Source organism: Aquitalea magnusonii (genome assembly GCF_003202035.1).
Lineage (GTDB): Bacteria > Pseudomonadota > Gammaproteobacteria > Burkholderiales > Chromobacteriaceae > Aquitalea > Aquitalea magnusonii.
In genome coordinates this window covers 1-18,689 of the sequence record NZ_QJKC01000026.1, presented here as the reverse complement: position 1 = coordinate 18,689, position 18,689 = coordinate 1, and the positions used below count along the sequence as shown (strand labels likewise).

General features: G+C 63.2%; 16 protein-coding genes and 1 pseudogene. 9 read left to right on the top strand and 8 right to left on the bottom strand.

Going from position 1 to position 18,689, the window contains the following annotated elements:
* Positions 1-13 precede the first annotated feature (13 nt).
* Positions 14-1,975, bottom strand: a complete 1,962-nt coding sequence (gene pgaB, locus DFR38_RS18975; RefSeq protein ID WP_059286417.1) for a poly-beta-1,6-N-acetyl-D-glucosamine N-deacetylase PgaB — start codon at positions 1,973-1,975, stop codon at positions 14-16.
* A complete protein-coding gene (gene pgaA, locus DFR38_RS18970; RefSeq protein WP_110313782.1) occupies positions 1,975-4,404 on the bottom strand; it encodes a poly-beta-1,6 N-acetyl-D-glucosamine export porin PgaA in 2,430 nt (809 codons plus the stop codon). The genes pgaB and pgaA overlap by 1 nt, the downstream gene beginning before the upstream one ends.
* Positions 4,405-4,643: 239 nt before the next feature.
* Here pgaA and DFR38_RS18965 point away from each other — a divergent pair.
* The 3 genes and pseudogenes from DFR38_RS18965 to DFR38_RS18955 all read left to right on the top strand — a co-directional run.
* Positions 4,644-5,405 (top strand): annotated as a pseudogene (locus tag DFR38_RS18965) (class II glutamine amidotransferase); the annotation flags it as partial.
* 169 nt (positions 5,406-5,574) lie between these two features.
* Complete coding sequence (locus DFR38_RS18960; RefSeq protein ID WP_059286421.1) at positions 5,575-7,380, top strand: putative nucleotidyltransferase substrate binding domain-containing protein; 1,806 nt, start codon at positions 5,575-5,577, stop codon at positions 7,378-7,380.
* Positions 7,380-7,988, top strand: a complete 609-nt coding sequence (locus DFR38_RS18955) for a 3'-5' exonuclease (protein WP_059286422.1) — start codon at positions 7,380-7,382, stop codon at positions 7,986-7,988. The genes DFR38_RS18960 and DFR38_RS18955 overlap by 1 nt, the downstream gene beginning before the upstream one ends.
* 143 nt (positions 7,989-8,131) lie before the next feature.
* On the opposite strand, the gene DFR38_RS18950 is transcribed toward DFR38_RS18955, so the two are convergent.
* The 3 genes from DFR38_RS18950 to radC all read right to left on the bottom strand — a co-directional run bounded on the left by DFR38_RS18950 (position 8,132) and on the right by radC (position 9,722).
* Complete coding sequence (locus DFR38_RS18950; protein WP_059286423.1) at positions 8,132-8,506, bottom strand: Gfo/Idh/MocA family oxidoreductase; 375 nt, start codon at positions 8,504-8,506, stop codon at positions 8,132-8,134.
* 173 nt (positions 8,507-8,679) lie between these two features.
* Positions 8,680-8,931: a hypothetical protein gene (locus DFR38_RS18945; RefSeq protein ID WP_059286424.1), complete on the bottom strand. Its 252-nt coding sequence runs from the start codon at positions 8,929-8,931 to the stop codon at positions 8,680-8,682.
* Positions 8,932-9,047: 116 nt separating this feature from the next.
* A complete protein-coding gene (gene radC / locus DFR38_RS18940) occupies positions 9,048-9,722 on the bottom strand; it encodes a RadC family protein (RefSeq protein ID WP_059286427.1) in 675 nt (224 codons plus the stop codon).
* A gap of 172 nt (positions 9,723-9,894) precedes the next feature.
* Here radC and coaBC point away from each other — a divergent pair, with 172 nt between their 5' ends.
* The 3 genes from coaBC (at position 9,895) to DFR38_RS18925 (ending at position 12,740) form a co-directional block, all read left to right on the top strand.
* Positions 9,895-11,073 (top strand): bifunctional phosphopantothenoylcysteine decarboxylase/phosphopantothenate--cysteine ligase CoaBC, encoded by a 1,179-nt coding sequence (coaBC, locus tag DFR38_RS18935; RefSeq protein ID WP_110313781.1) that lies wholly within the window; start codon positions 9,895-9,897, stop codon positions 11,071-11,073.
* 80 nt (positions 11,074-11,153) lie between these two features.
* A complete protein-coding gene (dut, locus tag DFR38_RS18930) occupies positions 11,154-11,606 on the top strand; it encodes a dUTP diphosphatase (RefSeq protein WP_059286425.1) in 453 nt (150 codons plus the stop codon).
* Positions 11,607-11,732: 126 nt separating this feature from the next.
* Entirely contained in the window at positions 11,733-12,740 is a 1,008-nt protein-coding gene (locus tag DFR38_RS18925) for a GGDEF domain-containing protein (RefSeq protein WP_158527771.1), read from the top strand.
* A 15-nt stretch (positions 12,741-12,755) separates the two neighbouring features.
* On the opposite strand, the gene DFR38_RS18920 is transcribed toward DFR38_RS18925, so the two are convergent.
* Positions 12,756-14,060, bottom strand: a complete 1,305-nt coding sequence (locus DFR38_RS18920; RefSeq protein ID WP_158527770.1) for a ferredoxin reductase family protein — start codon at positions 14,058-14,060, stop codon at positions 12,756-12,758.
* Positions 14,061-14,313: 253 nt separating this feature from the next.
* On the opposite strand from DFR38_RS18920, the gene DFR38_RS18915 reads away from it, so the two are divergent.
* Together DFR38_RS18915 and DFR38_RS18910 are read left to right on the top strand one after the other, a co-directional pair.
* Positions 14,314-15,048, top strand: a complete 735-nt coding sequence (locus tag DFR38_RS18915; protein ID WP_059287246.1) for a peptidylprolyl isomerase — start codon at positions 14,314-14,316, stop codon at positions 15,046-15,048.
* A 206-nt stretch (positions 15,049-15,254) separates the two neighbouring features.
* Positions 15,255-15,500: a GlsB/YeaQ/YmgE family stress response membrane protein gene (locus tag DFR38_RS18910; RefSeq protein ID WP_059287247.1), complete on the top strand. Its 246-nt coding sequence runs from the start codon at positions 15,255-15,257 to the stop codon at positions 15,498-15,500.
* Positions 15,501-15,585: 85 nt separating this feature from the next.
* Here the strand turns inward: DFR38_RS18910 and DFR38_RS18905 are convergent, their stop codons facing one another.
* Positions 15,586-16,281 carry a glutathione S-transferase N-terminal domain-containing protein gene (locus DFR38_RS18905; protein WP_059287248.1) on the bottom strand — a complete coding sequence of 232 codons (696 nt, stop codon included), beginning with the start codon at positions 16,279-16,281 and terminating at the stop codon, positions 15,586-15,588.
* 261 nt (positions 16,282-16,542) lie between these two features.
* On the opposite strand from DFR38_RS18905, the gene DFR38_RS18900 reads away from it, so the two are divergent.
* Positions 16,543-17,058 (top strand): chalcone isomerase family protein, encoded by a 516-nt coding sequence (locus DFR38_RS18900; protein WP_146216022.1) that lies wholly within the window; start codon positions 16,543-16,545, stop codon positions 17,056-17,058.
* 108 nt (positions 17,059-17,166) lie between these two features.
* Here the strand turns inward: DFR38_RS18900 and DFR38_RS18895 are convergent, their stop codons facing one another.
* On the bottom strand, positions 17,167-17,868 hold the full coding sequence (locus tag DFR38_RS18895) for a BRO-N domain-containing protein (RefSeq protein ID WP_110313778.1): 702 nt from the start codon (positions 17,866-17,868) through the stop codon (positions 17,167-17,169).
* Positions 17,869-18,689 lie beyond the last annotated feature (821 nt).

The following is an 18,689-nucleotide window of genomic DNA, read 5'->3' as shown; positions in this document are numbered from 1 at the left end:
TGGCCGGCGGGCCTTATTGTTCGGGGTGGCTGCGCATGGAAAAGGCCGCCTTGAAATCGGCCAGGCGTGGCTGGTCCTGGAACAGGTCGTCCGGGTAATAGGCAATGTGGCGTGCGCCAAGGGTATGCAGCTCCTCCACCACCTCGGCCATTTCCCGGGTGGGAATCGGCTGGCCGTTGCGCCAGTCGCGCGCCTGCAATTCGAACACCGTGCGATCCAGCGCGCCGGGCACCGCCTTTACCTTGTCAAACAGCTGGCGCAGCCATTGCCGCGGCTGCGCGGCCTTCTCCATATAGGGCATGGCCATGATGGCTACCCGGTCGTAGTGCTGCAGCGCCGTGACATAGGACTGGGCAAACCAGCTTTCCGTCGCCGGGTTCATCACCACCCCGGCGTAGAGATTGCGGGCGGTTTTCAGCGTGGGCTGCCAGGTACGCACCACTTGCGCCAGCTCCAGTGTGAAATCGTCCAGCAGCTTGATCTTGCTGTCGTTCCAGCGCTGCAGGGCTGCCTCGTCCTGGCGCAGGGCCGGTAAGGAATCCGGCAGGCCCAGGGCGCGGTTGGCCGCCATGGCGGGGCCGCTGACATCTTCCACGTCGGACAGGGTGGCGTCGTCATGGAATAGCAGGCCGTCGAACTGCACCGAACGCGCCAGGTCCTGGTAAATCTCGCGGATGGTCTGGCGAGCCTCGGCCGAATACGGTGTCAGCCGGATATAGCCTTGCTGCTCCGGCAGCCCTTGCCGCCCCAGTGCCAGCACTCTTTGCTGGCGCAGCGGGTTGTCACGCGGCAGGTCGAAAGCCAGCAGCGGCATCCAGGCGTAGACACGCACGCCGACACGGGTACGCAATTGCCAGGCCGCGCGGTTGAACAGGTCGGCCCGCATCGGCAGGTGGCGATTGGGAAAGTACAGCGCCCGTGCCACGCCATCGCCTTCCGGGTTGGCAAAGGCCTGCAGATAGACCGTGCTGGCGCCCATGGCCTTGACCCGCTCCAGCAGCCGGCCCAGGTTTGCCTCCTGCCGCGCCGGATCGGGGTCGTAGATATAGTCGAGATCGACATGCATGATGCGGCTGGGCTCGGGGCGTATGCCGTCCGGCCAGGTTTCCAGCTGCTGGAACTGCCAGGCCAGGTCGGCCAGGCTCATATTGGCGTCCAGTAACAGCCGGCGCAGCCCCGCCAGCGGGGTCTGGCGGGTGTTGATGCCCTCGTCCAGGCTCATGGTCAGCGGCATGCCCAGCTCGCCGGCGATGGCCGCCGTTTCGCGGGTATAGCTGCCATAGGGCCAGACCATCACCCGCGGCGCCTGGCCCAGCCTGGCCTTGAGCAGTGTGCTGTTGCGCAGCAGATCGGCACGGATGCGCGCCCGGTAGGCTTCCGGGGTTTCATAGCTGCCCGCCTGCCAGGCCAGCGAGGTGAGGGCCGGCTCGCTATTGCCCTGCGGATTGGCCCGTTGGCCAAAATGCTCGGCATAGCTGTGGCTGGCCACCTCCACCAGGCCGCTGGCCTGCATTTCGCGGATCTGCGCCCAGCTCAGAAAGGTGCTGCGCGGCACCAGGCCGTCGCCATAACGCACTTGCTCGCCATCCGCAGCCTCCAGCCAGCTTCCCACCAGCGCAATCAGCGCCGGCGCATGAAAGCTGCGCAATACCGGATAAACCTGGGTGTAGACGCTGCGGTAGCCATCATCGAAGGTCAGCAATACCGCCTTGTCCGGCAGCGGCTTCTTGCCGGCACGGTCGGCCAGCACATCCTCCACGCTGACAAACTGATAACCCTGCCCGCGCATCCATGCCATCTGCCGCACCAGGCTGCGTGCATCCACGGCGAAGGGGTCGTCACTGCGCGCATCCGGCTGCCCTACTTCGTGGTAACAGAGAATGATCAAGCGGGAGTCAGCCCGCACCGGTGCAGCCAGCGCCAACAGTGCGCACAGGGCCAAGCACATCAGCAAAAACCATTGTTTCGTTTTCATCAGAACCGCCAATCGATATTCAGATAGACCTTGCTGCCAAAATCAGCCTGGCCGTCGTAGGGGTGACGTACCCGGGTGTAGCCATAGCGCAGGCTGGCCCGCTCGCCCCAGCGCCATTCCTGCTCCAGCAGCAGCCCCCATACACCGCCACGGCCATAGCCTTGTTGCTGGTATGTGCCAAGCGTCAGCCCCAGCCGCTGATGCAGGCTGTTGTCGTAATGGCCCCACAAGCGCCAGTCCTGGGTAATGGTGAGGTCGGCTTCGCTGTCGCTGAGCGGATTGAAATACAGGGCGGAAGGCGTGTCGCGATTGTGGCTGGCGGCCAGCCACAAGGTGCTGTCCAGCTTGTAGAGCGGGCCGCCATACCAGCGCTCGGTCCAGCCACCACCCAGTGACTGGCGCAGATTGCCGTCGGATAGCGACAGCTGGCTCAGTTGCAGGGAAAACTGGCGGTAGTCATCCACCCGGTAACCCGCCTGCAGCCCGGCCTTGTTGCCACGGGTCTGGCTCAACCGTGCCTTGAGCGGGGTGTCGGCACTGTTCTGCTCGTAGCGGGCACCCAGAGTCCACTGGTCATCCGGCGTCCAGCTGTAGCCGGCAAAGGCGCCAGCCTGCTGCTGGCCATCCAGCCCGGCCAGCACGCCAAACTCGCCGCTGCCCTGCAGGCTACGGTATTGCAGCCCCAGCCCACCGGCTTCATGGCGGGCCGGCTCCGGCTGATCGACATAGCTGGCGCGCTGCAGCTGATGCTGGGCAAACAGCCGCCAGTGGCCAAAGGGAGAGGCATACAGCCGTGACAGGGTATCCCAGGCATTCTGTTCGCTACTGCCCTGGCCGCCGGACAGGTCGCGCCCCGCCTCCACCGTCAGCTGCGGCCGTTGCGACCAGTCGTAGCTGCGCTGCAGCTTGTCCAGCTCGGTCCAGTCCGGTCGCTGTTGCCGCAGTTCGCCCAGCAGGCTGGCCGCCTGCGGATACTCCCAGCTATCCAGCGCCACGCTGGCCAGCCCGGCACGGGCCTCGAGCGAGGCCGGGTCATCCACCTGCAAGCGACGGTAAATGCCACCGGCACGGCGCGGCCAGCCGCGCTGCAAGGCCAGCGCCGCCTGGTTCTGGCGCAATTCGGCATTGAAGGGGGCATCGCGCAGCAGCCCTGCCACTTGCTGCCAGGCGGCGCGGGTCTGGTCCTGATAGGCGGCCAGCATGGCGTCCAGCAGCATGACCCGCTGGTAATCCGGATTGAAGCTGCGCTGGCCGGCGGCATTGCTGCGCACACGCGGCGTGGCCGCACGCATGGCGGCCAGCTCGCTGCGGACGCCGGCAAAGTCATTGCTCTCCAGCAAGGCGTACACCAGCCCGCTGCGCCAGTCCAGCGCCTCGTCCGCACCGGGATTGCTACGGATGGCCGCGCGGTACAAGGGTACGGCGGCTTGCGGCTGGCGCTGTGCCAGATAGGCATCCGCCACCGCAGCAAGACCATAGGCAGACCAGGACTGACCGGGATGCGCCTGGTAGAGCTGAATCGTCTCGGCAAAGCGGCCACGCTGGGTCAGCATCTGCAAGCGGTCGTCCAGCACGTGCTGGCGCATGGCGCTGTCGCCAGCGGGCAGTGCATCCATTAGCTGCTGGTTCAGCGCCAGTGCGGCATCGGTCTGGCCATGCCGCGCCATGCCGTTTTGCAGGCTTTCCTGCATGTGGCCCCAGCGGCTTAGCGTGGCGGCCTGATCCAGCTCGGCCTGGCGTAGCAGCACAGCATCGGGCTGCGCTTGCTGGCGCAGTGTAGCCATGGCTTGCACCGGCATCCCCAGCCGCAGCTGCACCTCGACCAGCAGGTTTTGCAGCGGCACATCGTCCGGGTACCGGGTTTGCATGCGCTGCAGATAGGCCAGCGCCGCAGTCAGCTGCCCGGCCTGGAGCAGCACATAGGCGCGCGCGCGCAGCAGCTCGCGCCCATCGCCGGCCGGCAGGCTGCTCTCTGCCTGATCCAGCGTGCGACTGGCAGCCGCCATCTGTCCGGCCTCGGCCTGGGCCATGGCCAGCCCGGCCGTCCAGTCGGCACGGCTCTCACGCTGCAACAGGGTCTGGTAAAGCGCTACCGCCAGCGGATAGCGCCGGGTGTCACGGGCAGCGCGGGCCAGCAAGGCCAGGGTGTCGCTGCGCAAGCCAGCATGTGGGGCTGGCAGGCTGGCCAGCGCATCGGCAGGCCGGCCGCTCCAGCACAACAAGGTCAGGTAATCGTCGAGCAGGCTGCCCTGCAATGGCGCCGCGGCGCGCTGTTTTTCCAGCATGGCAAGCGCCGCAGCCGGCTCACCGGCACGGGCCTTGAGAATGGCAGCCACGTAGTCGGCTTGCTGCCACAGGGGGGTTTCCGCCATCAGGCTGCTGGCCATGCACAAGCCGAGCAGCAGGCTGGATATGCGGTTTCGCTTCATTGTTGCCACGCTTGATATTAAATATTTTATTTAAATAGTATTTAGTAAAATTTTATATCGCAGCCGCGGCATGTTCAAGTTTTAATTTGTCAATTAAGCAAATGCATCAAATAAACCGCAGGGATTTCACCCTGCCAATTGTCGCTCCAGCCCGAATCGACTATGCTCGGATCAGGCCAGATGGCGCGCCCAGACTGGCTGTCACACCCGATACACCCCAATTTGCGAGCAATGACCTCATGTGCCAGCTACTAGGCATGAACTGCAATACCCCGACCGACATCCTGTTTTCCTTCGAAGGCTTTCACCGCCGCGGCGGCCTGACCGATCACCATGCCGACGGTTGGGGCATCGCCTTTTTCGAGGGCAAGGGCTGCCGCATCTTTCTGGACGACAAGCCCTCGGTGGAATCGGCGGTCGCCCATCTGGTGCGCAACTACCCGATCAAGTCGCAAAACGTCATCGCCCACATCCGCAAAGCCACCCAGGGCGAGGTCAACCTGGCCAACACCCACCCCTTCATGCGCGAGATGTGGGGCCAGTACTGGATATTTGCCCACAACGGTGACCTGAAAACCTTCCAGCCAGAAGCCGGCTGCCACTTCAATCCGGTTGGCAGCACCGATTCGGAACGCGCCTTCTGCTATCTGCTGGAACAGCTGCGCAGCAAATGGTGCAGCGCGCCGCAACTGGACGAGCTGTTTGCCGAGATCGACCGCCTGGCCGCGGAAATCCGCCAGCATGGCGTATTCAATTTCATGCTGAGCAATGGCGAAGTGCTGTTTGCCCACTGCGCCACGCATCTGCACTACATCATTCGCCAGGCACCGTTCAACAAGGCACACCTGGTGGACGACGACGTCACCGTGGATTTCTCCACCGTCACCACCCCGCACGACCGCGTGGCGGTGGTGGCCACCCAGCCGCTGACCGACAATGAAAGCTGGACCCAGCTGCAACCCGGCCAGCTGCTGCTGTTCCGCGACGGAGCGCCCTTGCTGGTCAGCTCCGGCAGCCACTGAGCCACACCCGCAGCCACACGCCACAGCACCAGCGCCGTTTCCCGACAGAAACGGCTTTTTCACATTTGCGCCTCGCCACTTCCGCGCTATGCTGCTGGCAAAGTCCCTCTCGCAGCCATGGATAACAATAGCGCCACAGGAAGAACAGATGAGCCGATTCGATTTCAGCCACCCGCCGTTCGACACCCTCAGCCCCAGCGAGCAGCAAACGCTGGAAAAAAACGCCGACATCCAGTTTTTTGCTGACGAGGAATGCCTGCTCAGTCCCAGCGAACGGGTGGAGGCGCTGTATGTGGTACTCAAGGGCAGCGTGCGGGAAATGGCCGACGACGAAGTCATCACCCTGTACCGCGAGCGCGATACCTTCGACGCCCGCGCCATGGTGGCCGGCCAGACCCCGCACCGCTTCGTGGTACATGAGGAGGCACTGGTCTATACCCTGCCGCGCGATGTGGTGCTGGCACTGACCGAGCAGAACCCGCGCTTTGGGGCGTATTTCTATGCCAGCGTGTCGGAAAAATTCGGCAGCATGGCCCAGCGTGCCGGCAACCGTGAACTGCAAACCCTGCTCACGGCCACCGTACGCGATGTAGGCAGCCGCACCCCGGTGTTTGTCGATGGCCACACCAGCGTGCGCGAAGCGGCAGGCGTCATGAAGGAAAGAAAGGTCAAATCGGTACTGGTGCGTCACGAAGGCAAGCTGGGCATTTTCACCACCACCGACTTTCGCGACATCGTGCTCAAGGAAATCCCCGGCAGCACTCCACTGGCCGAGCTGTGCCGCTTCGAACTGCTCACCGTCGATGTCGGCGACTTCCTGTTCAATGCCCTGCTGATCATGACCCGGCGCAATATCCGCCGCCTGGTGGTGACCGATAACGGCGAGGCCATCGGCATTCTGTCGCAGGTGGACATCCTGTCCTACTTCTCCAATCACTCGCACCTGATTGCCCAGCGCCTGGAACGGGCCGACACCCTGGACGAGCTGGCCGATATTGCCGGCCAGATCACCCGGCTGGTGCAGATCCTGTTCAGCCATGGCGTGAAAGCCCCGCAACTGGGGCGGCTGGTGCAGACCCTCAACGCGCGGCTGTTCGCCCGCACCTGGCAATTGCTGGCCCCGCCAGCATTGCAGGAAAACAGCTGCCTGCTGGTGATGGGTTCAGAAGGCCGTGGCGAGCAGATACTGAAAACCGACCAGGACAACGCCCTCATCCTGCGCGACGGCTTCCACCACCCCGACTTGACCGCCATCTGCGAAGCCTTTTCCGCCGCCCTGGCCCGCTTTGGCTACCCGCCCTGCCAGGGACAGATCATGGTCAACAATGCCGCCTGGCGCCTGAGCGAAAGCCAGCTGCAGCAACAGATCCACCAATGGGTGTATCAACCGGACGGCCAGGCGCTGATGAATCTGGCCATTTACGTGGATGCCGAGGCCGTGGCCGGTGATGCCAGCCTGCTCGCACGCAGCCATGACGCCCTGCTGCGCCAGCTGCGTGACGACGCCAGCTTCTTCTCGCGCTTTGCCCGTGCCATCGAACAGTTCGACACCCCGCTGGGGTTGTTTTCCCACCTGCTCACCAAGGAGCGCAACGGCAAGGCCGTGCTCGACCTGAAAAAAGGCGGCATCTTCCCGCTGGTGCATGGCGTGCGCTCACTGGCGCTGGAACACGGCCTGAGCCAGTGCAATACCTTCGACCGCCTGCACGCCCTGGCCGAAGCCGGCCATCTGGACAAGGAACTGGCCAGCGAAATTGCCGAAGCGCTGTCCTTCCTGCTCACGCTCAAGCTCAGCCAGGGCCTGCAGCAATTGTCGCTGGGCCAGCTGCCGGGCAACCAGATCGAGCCGGACCAGCTCTCCACGCTGGAACGCGACCTGCTCAAGGATGCCCTGGGGGTGGTAAAGAAATTCCGCGCCCAGCTGCGCCACCACTTCCGCCTGGGGAGCTTCTGATGCTGGCCCGGCTGAAGCGGCAATGGCAGCGCCGCCAGTTGAAAGACCCGCGCTATGCCACGCTGTTCGAGGAAATGGATGAAGAAGTGGTCAGCGTGGACTGCGAAACCACCAGCCTGAAGGTGCAGGAGGCCGAGCTGCTGTCCATCGGTGCGGTGCGGCTGCGCGGCAACCGCATCCTGTCCAGCCAGTCCTTTTATGTGCTGGTCAAACCCACGCGCAAGCTGGAAAGCCGCAATATCAGCATCCACGGCCTGCGGCCGATGGACGTGTCCGAAGGGCTGGATGCCGACACCGCCGTGCGGCAATTGCTGGACTTCATCGGCGGCCGGCCACTGGTGGGCTATTACCTGGAATACGATGTCGCGGTGCTCAACAAATACGTGCGCGCCATCACCGGCATCAGCCTGCCCAATCGCCAGATCGAAATCTCCGGTCGCTATTACGATTACAAGTTCAAGCAGAACCCCGGAGCCTACATCGACCTGCGGCTGTCCGTGCTGAACGAAGACCTGCAGATCCCCGCCCTGCCGCGCCATGACGCCCTGAACGATGCCATCACCGCCGGCATGCTGTACCTGAGCCTGCAACAGCGGGGTTTCGGCTGAGGCAGTCGCCGCTCATGCCATGCAAAAACCCGGCCATGGCCGGGTTTTCAGTTTACTGCTCAGGCAGTCGCACTCGGCGCCGCTCACAACATCCCGCAGCGGAGCGGCAAGCAGCAGCAGCCGCGGGCGTGTGTTGGCGGGGCTCAGTAGCCCAATTCCTCGTGCTGGGTCTCCACCTGCTTGCCCGCGCCCAGCGACATCATCAGCAAGGCAATGCGCTCATGCACGATCACGGTGTGGCTGTTGCCGGAAAACTGCATGAAACGGCGCAAGTCCTCACGTACCTTGCGCGAGCCGGTCACGTCGATGATGATGTCGACCTGATCGCCCTGCTCGGCGATCTCGATGAAATTGCTGGTCACCGGCACACCCCGTTCACGAGCCAGTTCGATGCCGGGCAGACGCAAATCCAGATCAGCCACCCCAACCATCTCGACAAACGGGGCATCCAGCAGTTGCCGGAGCAGCGGGGCACCTGTCACACCCGCGCCTATCATGCCGATCCTGAATTTTTCCATGTCACCCTCGATGCGGCAGATTATGCCTTTAGAATAAGAGCCGACACTCTAGCAGTCCCAAGCCCGCGCGGATTTGAGACAAATCAAACTGCATGCAGCCAGCCGCCAAGCCGGCACAAAAAACCCGGAACAGTCCGGGTTTCGCAGGCAGACCAGCGGGTTCGCAGTGCACATCAGTGCAGGCTCTGCCGCGACAGGAAGCGCAGATAACCCACGCCTTCCAGCCAGAAGCCGCCATCTGCCAGCGGCGTGGCATCTTCCAGATCGCCCAGCGTCAGCACCAGATCATGGCCATCGAGGTGCGCCTCCAGCACCACATCGTCCTCATCGGCAAACTCTTCCGAGGCTCCGTGCTGGTCCGGCTTGATAAACTGGTTGTTGACCTGAATGTAATCCGACTCATTCAGCAAGCGCAGGATGTTCATGGCAAGCTCCTTGTGATGCAGTTGAGAGAAGATCACAGCCGACAGTCATCCATCCGATGCGCCCGTCAGCTACCGCAGCACTGTCAGGCCGCCGCAACACCGGTCCGCATCCTCCTTCACAACCAGCCCAGTTCGGCAAACGACACCGCCTGGCTGCCAGTCACCACGAAATGGTCCAGCAGGCGGCAATCCACCAGCGCCAGCGTCGCCCGCAGGCTGTCGGTGAGACTGCGGTCCGCCGCCGACGGCTCTGCCACGCCCGAGGGGTGATTATGTGCCACGATCACCCCGGCGGCATTGTGCTGCAGGCAGCGCCGCGCCACTTCCCGCGGGTAGACCCTGGTTTCGGTCAGGGTGCCGCTGAATACCTCTTCCACCGTAATCACCCGGTGCTGTGCCGTCAGGAACAGCACCACAAACACCTCGACATCACGCCGCCCGATCACCCAGCGCAGATAATCCTTTACCGCGGCCGGGCTTTGCAATGCATCGCTGAGATTCATCTCCTCCGCCAGCGCACGCCGCGCCAGCTCCTTGCATGCCATCAGCTGGGCATATTTCGCCGCACCCAGCCCAGGGCAGCGCTGGAAATCAGCCAGCCGACACCCCAGCAGTGCCGCCAGTGAACCAAACTGCCCCAACAACTGCCGCGCCATGTCCACCGCCGTCATGCCGCGGATGCCGGTCCGCAGGAAAATGGCCAGCAATTCGGCATCCGACAGCGCCGCAGCACCTTGTGCCAACAGTTTTTCGCGTGGCCGCTCGGCCAGCGGCCAATCATTGATGGACATGAATGTGTCACCCTTACTCTGGCTATAGCCTGTTTGCAGGCAGTCGGCAATCATCATATCCATCCCACTGGCGGGGCCCCGCCTTGCCAAGGGCCAGTTGCAAGCCGCAGCGCGGCTCCGGACAAAATCCGGTACACTTTCGCCTTTACTGCACAGCACGTTGAGAAGCCCCATGACAGCCAGACGCATCCTGCTTGGCGTGAGCGGCGGCATTGCCGCCTACAAGGCCGCCGAACTGACCCGCCTGCTGGTCAAGGCCGGCCATCAGGTCGAGGTGGTGATGACCGAGGCAGCCACCCGTTTTGTTACCCCGCTGACCTTTCAGGCCCTGTCCGGCCATGCCGTCTACAGTGATTTGTGGGACCCGCGCCCGGACAACGCCATGGCGCACATCGAATTGTCGCGCCGCGCCGATGTGTTCCTGATTGCCCCGGCCAGTACCAATCTGCTCTACAAGCTGGCCCATGGCGTCAGCGACGACCTCATGTCCACCCTGGCGGCCGCCCGGACCTGTCCGCTGATCGTGGCACCGGCCATGAACCGCCAGATGTGGCAGAACCCGCCCACCCAGCGCAATGTCGCCCAGCTGCGCGCCGACGGCGTGGCGGTATGGGGGCCGGCCTCCGGCGAGCAGGCCTGTGGCGAAGTGGGCGAAGGCCGCATGCTGGAGCCGGAAGACCTCGCCGAAATGCTGGAAGGTTTCTTCGCGGCCAAAAGCCTGGCCGGCAAAAAGGTGGTGCTGACCGCCGGCCCCACTTATGAAGCCATCGACACCGTGCGCGGCATCACCAATATCAGCTCCGGCAAGATGGGTTATGCCCTGGCGCGCGCCTGCCGTGATGCCGGTGCCGAAGTCACACTGATTTCCGGCCCGACCGGCATGCCGGCCCCCATCGGCATGACGCGCATCAATGTCGACAGCGCGCGCCAGATGCACGATAGCGTGATGCAGGAAGTGGGCCGGGCCGACATCTTCATCGCGGTTGCCGCCGTGGCGGACTACCGGGTGAAAAACCGCTCCGCGCACAAGATCAAGAAAGAAGCCGGCCTGCCGCAGATCGAACTGGAAGAAAACCCGGACATCCTGGCTACCGTCGCCAGCCTGCCGGCGGCGCCGTTCTGTGTCGGCTTTGCCGCCGAAAGCCAGAACCTGCTGGAGTTTGCCGAGCGCAAACGCAAGAAAAAACGGCTGCCGCTGCTGGTGGCCAATCTGGCGCAACACGCCATGGGTGCGGATAGCAACCAGGTGGTGCTGCTGGATGATGCCGGTGAGCATGCGCTACCGGACATGCCCAAGCCTGCCGTGGCCAGGGCCATCGTCGAGCATCTGGCCGCCCTGCTGAACCGCTGAGTCGCAACCTCCGGACGACATGCCTAGACAAGGCAGGCCAGCGCGCCTGCCTGCCCACTCCTTATTGCAGGAAAACCATCATGAAACCTGTTGTAGACGTCAAAGTGCTGGACCCGCGCCTGCACGACAACCTCCCCGACTACGCCACGCCCGGCTCCGCCGGCCTCGACCTGCGCGCCGCCATCGACAAGGACCTGCTGATTGCACCGGGTGAAACCCAGCTGGTGCCCACCGGCATGGCCATCCACATTGCCGATCCCAAGCTCGCCGCCATGATCCTGCCGCGCTCCGGCCTGGGTCACAAGCACGGCATCGTGCTGGGCAACCTGGTGGGACTGATCGATTCCGACTACCAGGGCCAGCTGTTCGTGTCGGTGTGGAACCGCGGCCATACCGCCTTCCGCCTGGCACCGCTGGAGCGCATCGCCCAGATGATCATCGTGCCGGTGGTACAGGTGCAGTTCAATCTGGTGGATGATTTCAGCCAGTCCGAACGCGGCGAAGGCGGTTTTGGCAGCACCGGCCGCAGCTGAAGCAAAGCGGGACGGCCAGGCTTGCAAGATGGCCGTCCCCGACATGGAAAAACCCGCCTGCCGTGCATATACTGCATTCATCTCCTTGTCATGAATGCCGCCTGCGAGCCGGCCACCACCATCAAAATGAGCAGGACCACCCCGGACACCATGCCAACAGGCTCTCCCATCCCGGAAATACTGGACAGCCTGGTCGAGCTGACGGCCCAGCGCGAACGCAAGACGCTGGAAGTCAGCCTGCTGACCACGCTGCGCGAATTGATGCCAGACTGCACCGTGGCGCTCTACAGCTGCCGCTGGATCGATGGCCATCCCTGGTGGCGCATCCAGCTGGACCAGTCCGACCAGGCCGGGCAGGCAAACCCGCCCTGGGCCTTGCCCGGCGGCAAGATACTGCGCATCCTGCTGCAGCAGGAAGAACGCCAGCCGGTTTACCAGACCGAAACCGGCCTGTGCGTGCCGCTCTACCAGGTCAACCAGGTGGTGGCGCTGCTGATGCTCACGCCCAATCACGACACGGCAGTCGACCACACCCTGCTGCTGGCACTGGCACGCATTCACGAAAACTTCCTCAACCTGCTGCACGCCTCGGACAGCGATACGCTGACCGGGCTGAACAACCGCCGCAAGTTCGATGCCCAGCTCTACACCCTGGTGGCCAGCCAGCATGCGGAATTGCCCCGGCTGCCCTTTCTCGCCCTGCTGGACATCGATCACTTCAAGCAGGTCAATGACAGCTACGGCCACATCATCGGCGACGAGGTACTGCTGATGCTGGCACAGCGCATGCAGCAGTTCTTTGGCGAAGAAGACGGCCTGTACCGCTATGGCGGCGAGGAATTTGCCATCCTGTTCCGCGCGGTCAGCGCAGAAAAGGCCCAGGCCATCCTGGAAGGCTTTTGTGAGCGCATCTCCAATCAGCCCTTCCCGCAGGTGGGGCAGGTCACGGTCAGCATAGGCTTCACCCGGCTCGACCAATGTTTTGTACCTGCCCAGGTCATCGACCGCGCCGACAAGGCGCTGTACCACTCCAAAACCCATGGCCGCAACCAGGTCAACCAGTTTGAAGCCCTGCAACAGCAGGGCTTCGTCGCGCAGGCTACCGTCGCCAGCGGCGATATCGACCTGTTCTAGCCGCCTCCTCCACGCCTAGCGCAGCGAAAACGCCTCGTGGTGGAAACGCGGCGGCTGCGGGCGACTGGCCAGCTGGCGCTGCAGGCTCTGCCCCAGTCCCTCCGGCCCGCAAAACCACACATCAGCCGCCGTCGCCGGCAAGGCCTGCGCAGTCAGGCGCTGGCCATGCGCGCTTTCCAGCAGATGCAGCCGTACCCCCAGCCGCGCACACGCATGGCGCAGCTCGTCCAGCCTGACGGCCTCACCGGCATGGCGCACGCAATAAAAGAAATCCACCGGCGCGGGCAGTGGCTGCCACTGCGCCTGCAACCAGGCCAGAAAGGGCGTCACCCCCACACCGCCGGCCACCCACACTTGGGCGCCTTGCGCGGCAAGTCCGTCCCGTGTCCCGGTAAAGCCACCATACGGCCCCTCCAGCACCACTTCGGCCCCCGGCTGCAGCCGGCCAGGCAAACTGCGGGTGTAATCGCCCAAAGCCTTGATGACAAAGCGCAGCTCACCCTGCCCCTGCCAGGCAGAGGCAATGGTGAAGGGATGGGCGCCTTCCACGGCATCCAGCTGCAGCAGGGCAAACTGACCGGCCTGGTGACCGGGCCAGCGCGGCACGGCGCAACGCAGCTCCAGCATATTGCCCGGCAAACTCTCCACCGCCGTGATGATGCCGACGTGCCGTTGCAGGCTGCCCACCTTGCGCCGCAGGGAAAGCAGCGCGGCATAGCCCCCCACCAGCAGCAGCAAGGCCAGCAGCCAGCCCAATGGCGTCCACCAGAAAGACAGCGGAATCAGGATGGCGCTATGAAAAGCCCCCATCAGGTATACCGGGGCAAACAGCTTGTGCAGCTTGCGCCAGAAGCCATACGGCACCATGCGCAGCAAGGCGATGATCACCAGGCCCAGCACCGCCCAGGCCGCCCACTCGCCCACCTGTTTGGCCAGCGCCGTCCAGGAAAACAGATGTGGGCCGGCATGCCGTGCCTTGGGTGCAATCAGTCCCAGCTGGATCAGCCACCGCGGCGACAGGTCGAGCAGCCAGTGCGCCGACAGCATCAGTCCGGCGGCAATGCCCAGCCGGCGATGCAAGCCATAGAGCTTGTCCAGCCCGCCCCACAGTTTTTCCAGCCACAGCGGACGCATGCCCAAGAGCATGCCCAGCGACATCAGCATGATCAGCTCGACGCCGCTGAGCAGCATCAGCTCATGCCGCCAGGCAAAGTAATTGTCCGGCCAGGGGATAGTCAGCGCGTGACACAACAGAAAGGCCAGCGCCATCAGCAGCATGGCTGTGGCAAGGGGGTGGGTTTTCCAGCGGAATCGATACATGCCCGGCATCCTTGTACTTGCGATACCCGACATTGAAACGCCCGCGGATGAACTGCTGCTTAAGCTGGCCGCAGCAAATGTGTTTTTGTAATAAGCCGGGCGCAGCATTAACAATGATTAGCAATTTGCAGCAAACACCGGCGGAATCACTAGCCACTATTGACATCCGCCCCCGCAGCCCCATTTAATGCCCTACTTCACTACGCCGTACATTTTGCAGCGTCTCACTTACCCTCCCACACAGGAAAATCACATGGCCATTATCGTAAACGGCGTCGAAATCACCGAAGCCATGGTGCAGGCTGAACAGGAAAACCACGCAGACGCGCCCAATCCGCGCGATGCCACCGTACAAGAACTGATCCTGCGCGAACTGCTGCTGCAAAAAGCCAAGGCCGAAGGCCTGGATGCTGCCAATCCGAACGCCGCCATCGGCGCCCTGCTGGAAAAGGAAATCCAGGTAGAGCCGGTGGACGAAGCCACCTGCCGCGCCTTCTACGACGAATTCCCGGAACGCTTTGCCAGCGGCGAATCCGCCGTGGCCAGCCACATCCTGTTCCCGCTGGGTGCCGGCGACGAGCTGGGCAATATGCTGGCCAAATCCAAGGCCGAAGGCGTGCTGGCCGAAGTACAAGCCAATCCGTCCCGCTTTGCCGACCTGGCCCGTGAACACTCCACCTGCCCGTCCGGCCAGCAAGGCGGCAGCCTCGGCCAGTTTGGCCGTGGCCAGATGGTGCCGGAATTCGAACAAGCCGTATTCAGCACCGAAGCCGGCCAGATCACCCCGAACCTGGTACAGACCCAGTTCGGTTATCACATCATCCAGGTCAACGAACGCACCCAGGGCGGCCAGATCGGCTTTGACGACATCAAGGAACGCCTGCAGCAATACCTGACCCAGATGGCCGGCAACAAGGCCATGCATGAATACCTGGCTGGCCTGGTACAAGCAGCCAAGATCGAAGGCTACAGCATGCCGGCACTGTAACAGCCCATGCCCGCTGCCGGCCTGCCAGGCGCGGTATCGACGTCGGACAGCGCGCAGCAGCCAGCACAACCGGGGGCTTCCCCGGTTTTTTACGTCAGCACATTAAACAGATAGCAACAACTGTTTTCAAGCATTGCAAGCAAACCGACAGCCTGCTAGGCTGCTGCCATCGGGTCAAGACAACCCGGACACACAGGGAGAAAAACATGCATCTCATCTGGTTTCTGCTGGTCGGCATCATCGCCGGCTGGTTGGGCGGCTTGCTGGTAAAAGGCGAAGGGCTGGGCCTGTTCGGCGACATGGTGGTCGGCATCATCGGTGCCTACCTGGGAGGATTTCTGTTTCGCAGCCTGGGCATAGGAGCGGGCGACGGCATGGTGGGCAGCATCATCGTCGCCACCATTGGCGCCGTAGTGCTGCTGCTGATGGTCAGGCTGGTCAAACGCAGCTAGCGCCGGGCCGACCTGCACAACAAAAATGGCCCGCACGGGCCATTTTTGTTTGCACTGCGATGCGCAGAGTGGAAAGTCAGCCAGGCTACGGCACAAGCAGCCCACGCCCGACGGCCGGACGGGCGACAAAGGCCGCCAGCACGCGCTGCACCTCGGCAAAATCGCCATAGCCCACCAGATCACCCGCGCCATAGCGCTCCACCAGATTGCGCACCCAGGGCAGGATGGCGATGTCGGCAATGGTGTAGTCATCGCCCATGATCCAGTGCTGCCCTTGCAACCGCGCGTCCAGCACCCCCAGCAAACGGCGCGACTCGGCCACATAGCGGTCGCGCGGGCGCTTGTCCTCGTACTCCTTGCCGGCGAAGGCATGGAAGAAACCCAGCTGGCCAAACATCGGCCCCACCCCACCCATCTGGAACATCAGCCACTGGATGGTTTCATAGCGCCGCGCCGGATCGGCCGGCAGGAATTGACCGGTCTTTTCGGCCAGATACAGCAGGATGGCGCCGGATTCGAACAAGGCCAGCGGCTGGCCGCCCGGACCATGCGGATCCAGAATCGCCGGAATCTTGTTATTGGGATTGAGTGACAGGAATTCCGGGCTGAACTGGTCCTGGCTGTCAAAACTGACCCGATGCGCCTCGTACGGCAGAGCGCACTCCTCCAGCATGATGGATACCTTCACACCATTGGGAGTGGGCAGCGAATACAGTTGCAGCCGGTCCGGGTGGCTGGCTGGCCATTTGCGGGTAATCGGATAGACGGAAAGGTCGGTCATGACGGGGCCCTTGCACTGGGAAGATGGTGGGATCAAAGAATGGACTCAGACTAGAGTGTAAGGGGAAAGCCGCCTGCGCTTAATGCCAGGATATTGAACGCTGTGTTTTTGCAGCGGATCAGCCACCCGGCCCTGGGCAGACAAGGCAAAATGGCCGGCTGCAAGCAGACTGTCACAACAGCGCGTTAGCCTGTGGCGATCCGGCCGCATCAACGCAGACCGGTTCATTCATGCCCTGCTTGTACGACGACGGAGCCGCCCTTGCCACGTAGCCTGCTCTTGAGCCTGTTGCTGCTGTGTTCCAGCCCTGCCCATGCCGACTGGTCGCAGGACATCACCCCCGCCCTGCTGGTCGGACAGGGTGACTACCAGTTTCTTGGCATGCCGATCTACACCGCCAGGCTGTGGGTGGCGGAAAAGCCGTTCGACCCCGCCCACCGTTTTGCGCTCAGCCTGACCTATCACCACCACATCACCAAATCACGCCTGATCAACACCAGCCTGGATGAAATCCAGCGCATCCAGGGTGCCGCCCTGCCGGCAGAAAAACTGGCCGCCTGGCGAGCAGCCTTGGAGCAGGCCATTGATGAGGTCGAGATGGGCGACAGCCTGACCGGCGTGTATCTGCCGGGCGTGGGGGTGAATTTCTACCACAACGGACGGATGACCGCGGCGATCAAGGACGCCGATTTTGCCCGGTCCTTTTTTGCCATCTGGCTGAGTGCCAAGAGCCGCGACACCAGCTTGCGCAGCCATTTGCTCGGATCGGCGCAATAAACCAGCCCAGCTGGGGATGGGGCATGGACGGAGCGCCCCCTCCACCGCCGGCGCAGCAGGGCCGGAGCGGGACGCGGCATGCAGGCACAGCCATGGCCGGCCCAGCCCTCAGTCCGATGGCGCGGACATCCCCTGCTCCGCCGCCTGTGCCTGCCACGCCCGCTTCTCCATGCGCCGGGCCAGCTGCTGATGGCAAGCTGCCGCCAGTCTCAACAAGTCGACATTATTGGCCGACAAGCCATTGGGCCGGGCAATCTGCCTGGCCAGCGCCTGCAAGGGCTGCACCTGGCAGTCCAGTGCCAGCAGGCGCCCATGTGCATGGCGAGAGCGGTGATGCGGGGTGCAGTGCAGTGTCAGCAGCCAGTGTGAATGCTGCCAGCCTTGTGCTTGTTCCAGTACCGCGCGCAGGATGGCATGGCTGATATGCTGGCCGGCCTCAACCGACAGGGCCAGCGCCTGTTCCAGCCGTGGGGTGGCAAGCTTGCCCTGCGCCAGCGCCGGCAGGACTTGCCGGTTCAGCCAGCGCAGCAGGCGCTGTGCCGCAGGTTGGCGGCTGCGGCTCAGGGTGTGTTGCAGGGCGGGCAATGGCCAGCATTGCAGTTTTTGTTCATGGCCGCGCCGGGGCAGCCAGTGGCTGTGCGGGTGCAGTTGCTGCTGGATGTGTTTTCCCAGGCGTGGGCCGATCACCGTCCTGATGTCGGCGGCGGCGAGGTAACCGTGTTGTTGGTGCAGCAGCAGGCGGACGGGTTTGCCTAGGTAGTAGAGGGTGAGGGGTGGTGGGGGCTGCGTGGTTTTGTTGTCTGCGGACATGGCGAGTCTCCGTCAATGCGGTGATGGATGATTTCCAATCCGGATAATGTCAGGTCGCCAAACCCGGTTGCGCTGTTGAGGTGCAACGCGTCAAGGCTAAACAGCGCGGCCGGGAGCGGCAAGGCTAGATGGCCGCAGAAACACTGGCAAGATGTGCAGGTCGAGACTGTATCCGCGGTGCGGATGATGCTTTGCATTGCCGCTTCCGCGCGGCTGACGGGAAAGGGATCTTTGCTTGGCCAAAGATCCCTTTCATCCCTAAAGGCCACCCCACAAGCATGGCCTGCGGCTCCCCTCCGGGGCCTGACCGCGGCGAGGCGCGCCTGAACTCGCGATTTGCTAACGTCAAATCGCTCAGACAAAGCAGGCGCTTAACACCTCGCCCCGGCCACCCGTCGGCATGCTTGACGGGGCCCGTGGGTGGCGTCGGTGCGGTAGGGATTTTTGATGGATAGCAGCATCAAGGGGCTCCCTAACCTAGTCCAATCACCCAAAGCAAATACGATGGAAATAACCTTGCAGCTGGTCTTATTTCCCGTAAGCCAAAACACAAGCAACGCAACCGGGTCCCGTCAGCGCAAGCCGGCCCAGACTTGCCGCACAGGGTCTTAAGCGGTCGGCTGTCCGCAGCGGCGCGACGCTAGCGCGCCGCAAGTTCCGGCCGCGCCCTGGGCGGCATGGCTGGGGCGGGAATTCGACGCGCTGCGGGTCGCCTTTTCTTTGGGTGGCGGTTTCAAGAGCCAAGTGCAACGGTGGTTGGAATCCTGATATCCAGATTGAAGCAACATTCCCAGAATGCTTCGCTGGGCTTCTTAAACCCT

Coding starts and splice junctions, on each gene's coding strand:
- pgaB (WP_059286417.1), bottom strand. CDS start 1,975: ATGAAAACGAAACAATGGTTTTTGCTGATGTGCTTGGCCCTGTGCGCA.
- DFR38_RS18905 (WP_059287248.1), bottom strand. CDS start 16,281: ATGACCGACCTTTCCGTCTATCCGATTACCCGCAAATGGCCAGCCAGC.
- DFR38_RS18925 (WP_158527771.1), top strand. CDS start 11,733: ATGAGCAGGACCACCCCGGACACCATGCCAACAGGCTCTCCCATCCCG.
- coaBC (WP_110313781.1), top strand. CDS start 9,895: ATGACAGCCAGACGCATCCTGCTTGGCGTGAGCGGCGGCATTGCCGCC.
- DFR38_RS18955 (WP_059286422.1), top strand. CDS start 7,380: ATGCTGGCCCGGCTGAAGCGGCAATGGCAGCGCCGCCAGTTGAAAGAC.
- DFR38_RS18910 (WP_059287247.1), top strand. CDS start 15,255: ATGCATCTCATCTGGTTTCTGCTGGTCGGCATCATCGCCGGCTGGTTG.
- DFR38_RS18895 (WP_110313778.1), bottom strand. CDS start 17,868: ATGTCCGCAGACAACAAAACCACGCAGCCCCCACCACCCCTCACCCTC.
- pgaA (WP_110313782.1), bottom strand. CDS start 4,404: ATGAAGCGAAACCGCATATCCAGCCTGCTGCTCGGCTTGTGCATGGCC.
- dut (WP_059286425.1), top strand. CDS start 11,154: ATGAAACCTGTTGTAGACGTCAAAGTGCTGGACCCGCGCCTGCACGAC.
- DFR38_RS18915 (WP_059287246.1), top strand. CDS start 14,314: ATGGCCATTATCGTAAACGGCGTCGAAATCACCGAAGCCATGGTGCAG.
- DFR38_RS18960 (WP_059286421.1), top strand. CDS start 5,575: ATGAGCCGATTCGATTTCAGCCACCCGCCGTTCGACACCCTCAGCCCC.
- DFR38_RS18950 (WP_059286423.1), bottom strand. CDS start 8,506: ATGGAAAAATTCAGGATCGGCATGATAGGCGCGGGTGTGACAGGTGCC.
- DFR38_RS18920 (WP_158527770.1), bottom strand. CDS start 14,060: ATGTATCGATTCCGCTGGAAAACCCACCCCCTTGCCACAGCCATGCTG.
- radC (WP_059286427.1), bottom strand. CDS start 9,722: ATGTCCATCAATGATTGGCCGCTGGCCGAGCGGCCACGCGAAAAACTG.
- DFR38_RS18945 (WP_059286424.1), bottom strand. CDS start 8,931: ATGAACATCCTGCGCTTGCTGAATGAGTCGGATTACATTCAGGTCAAC.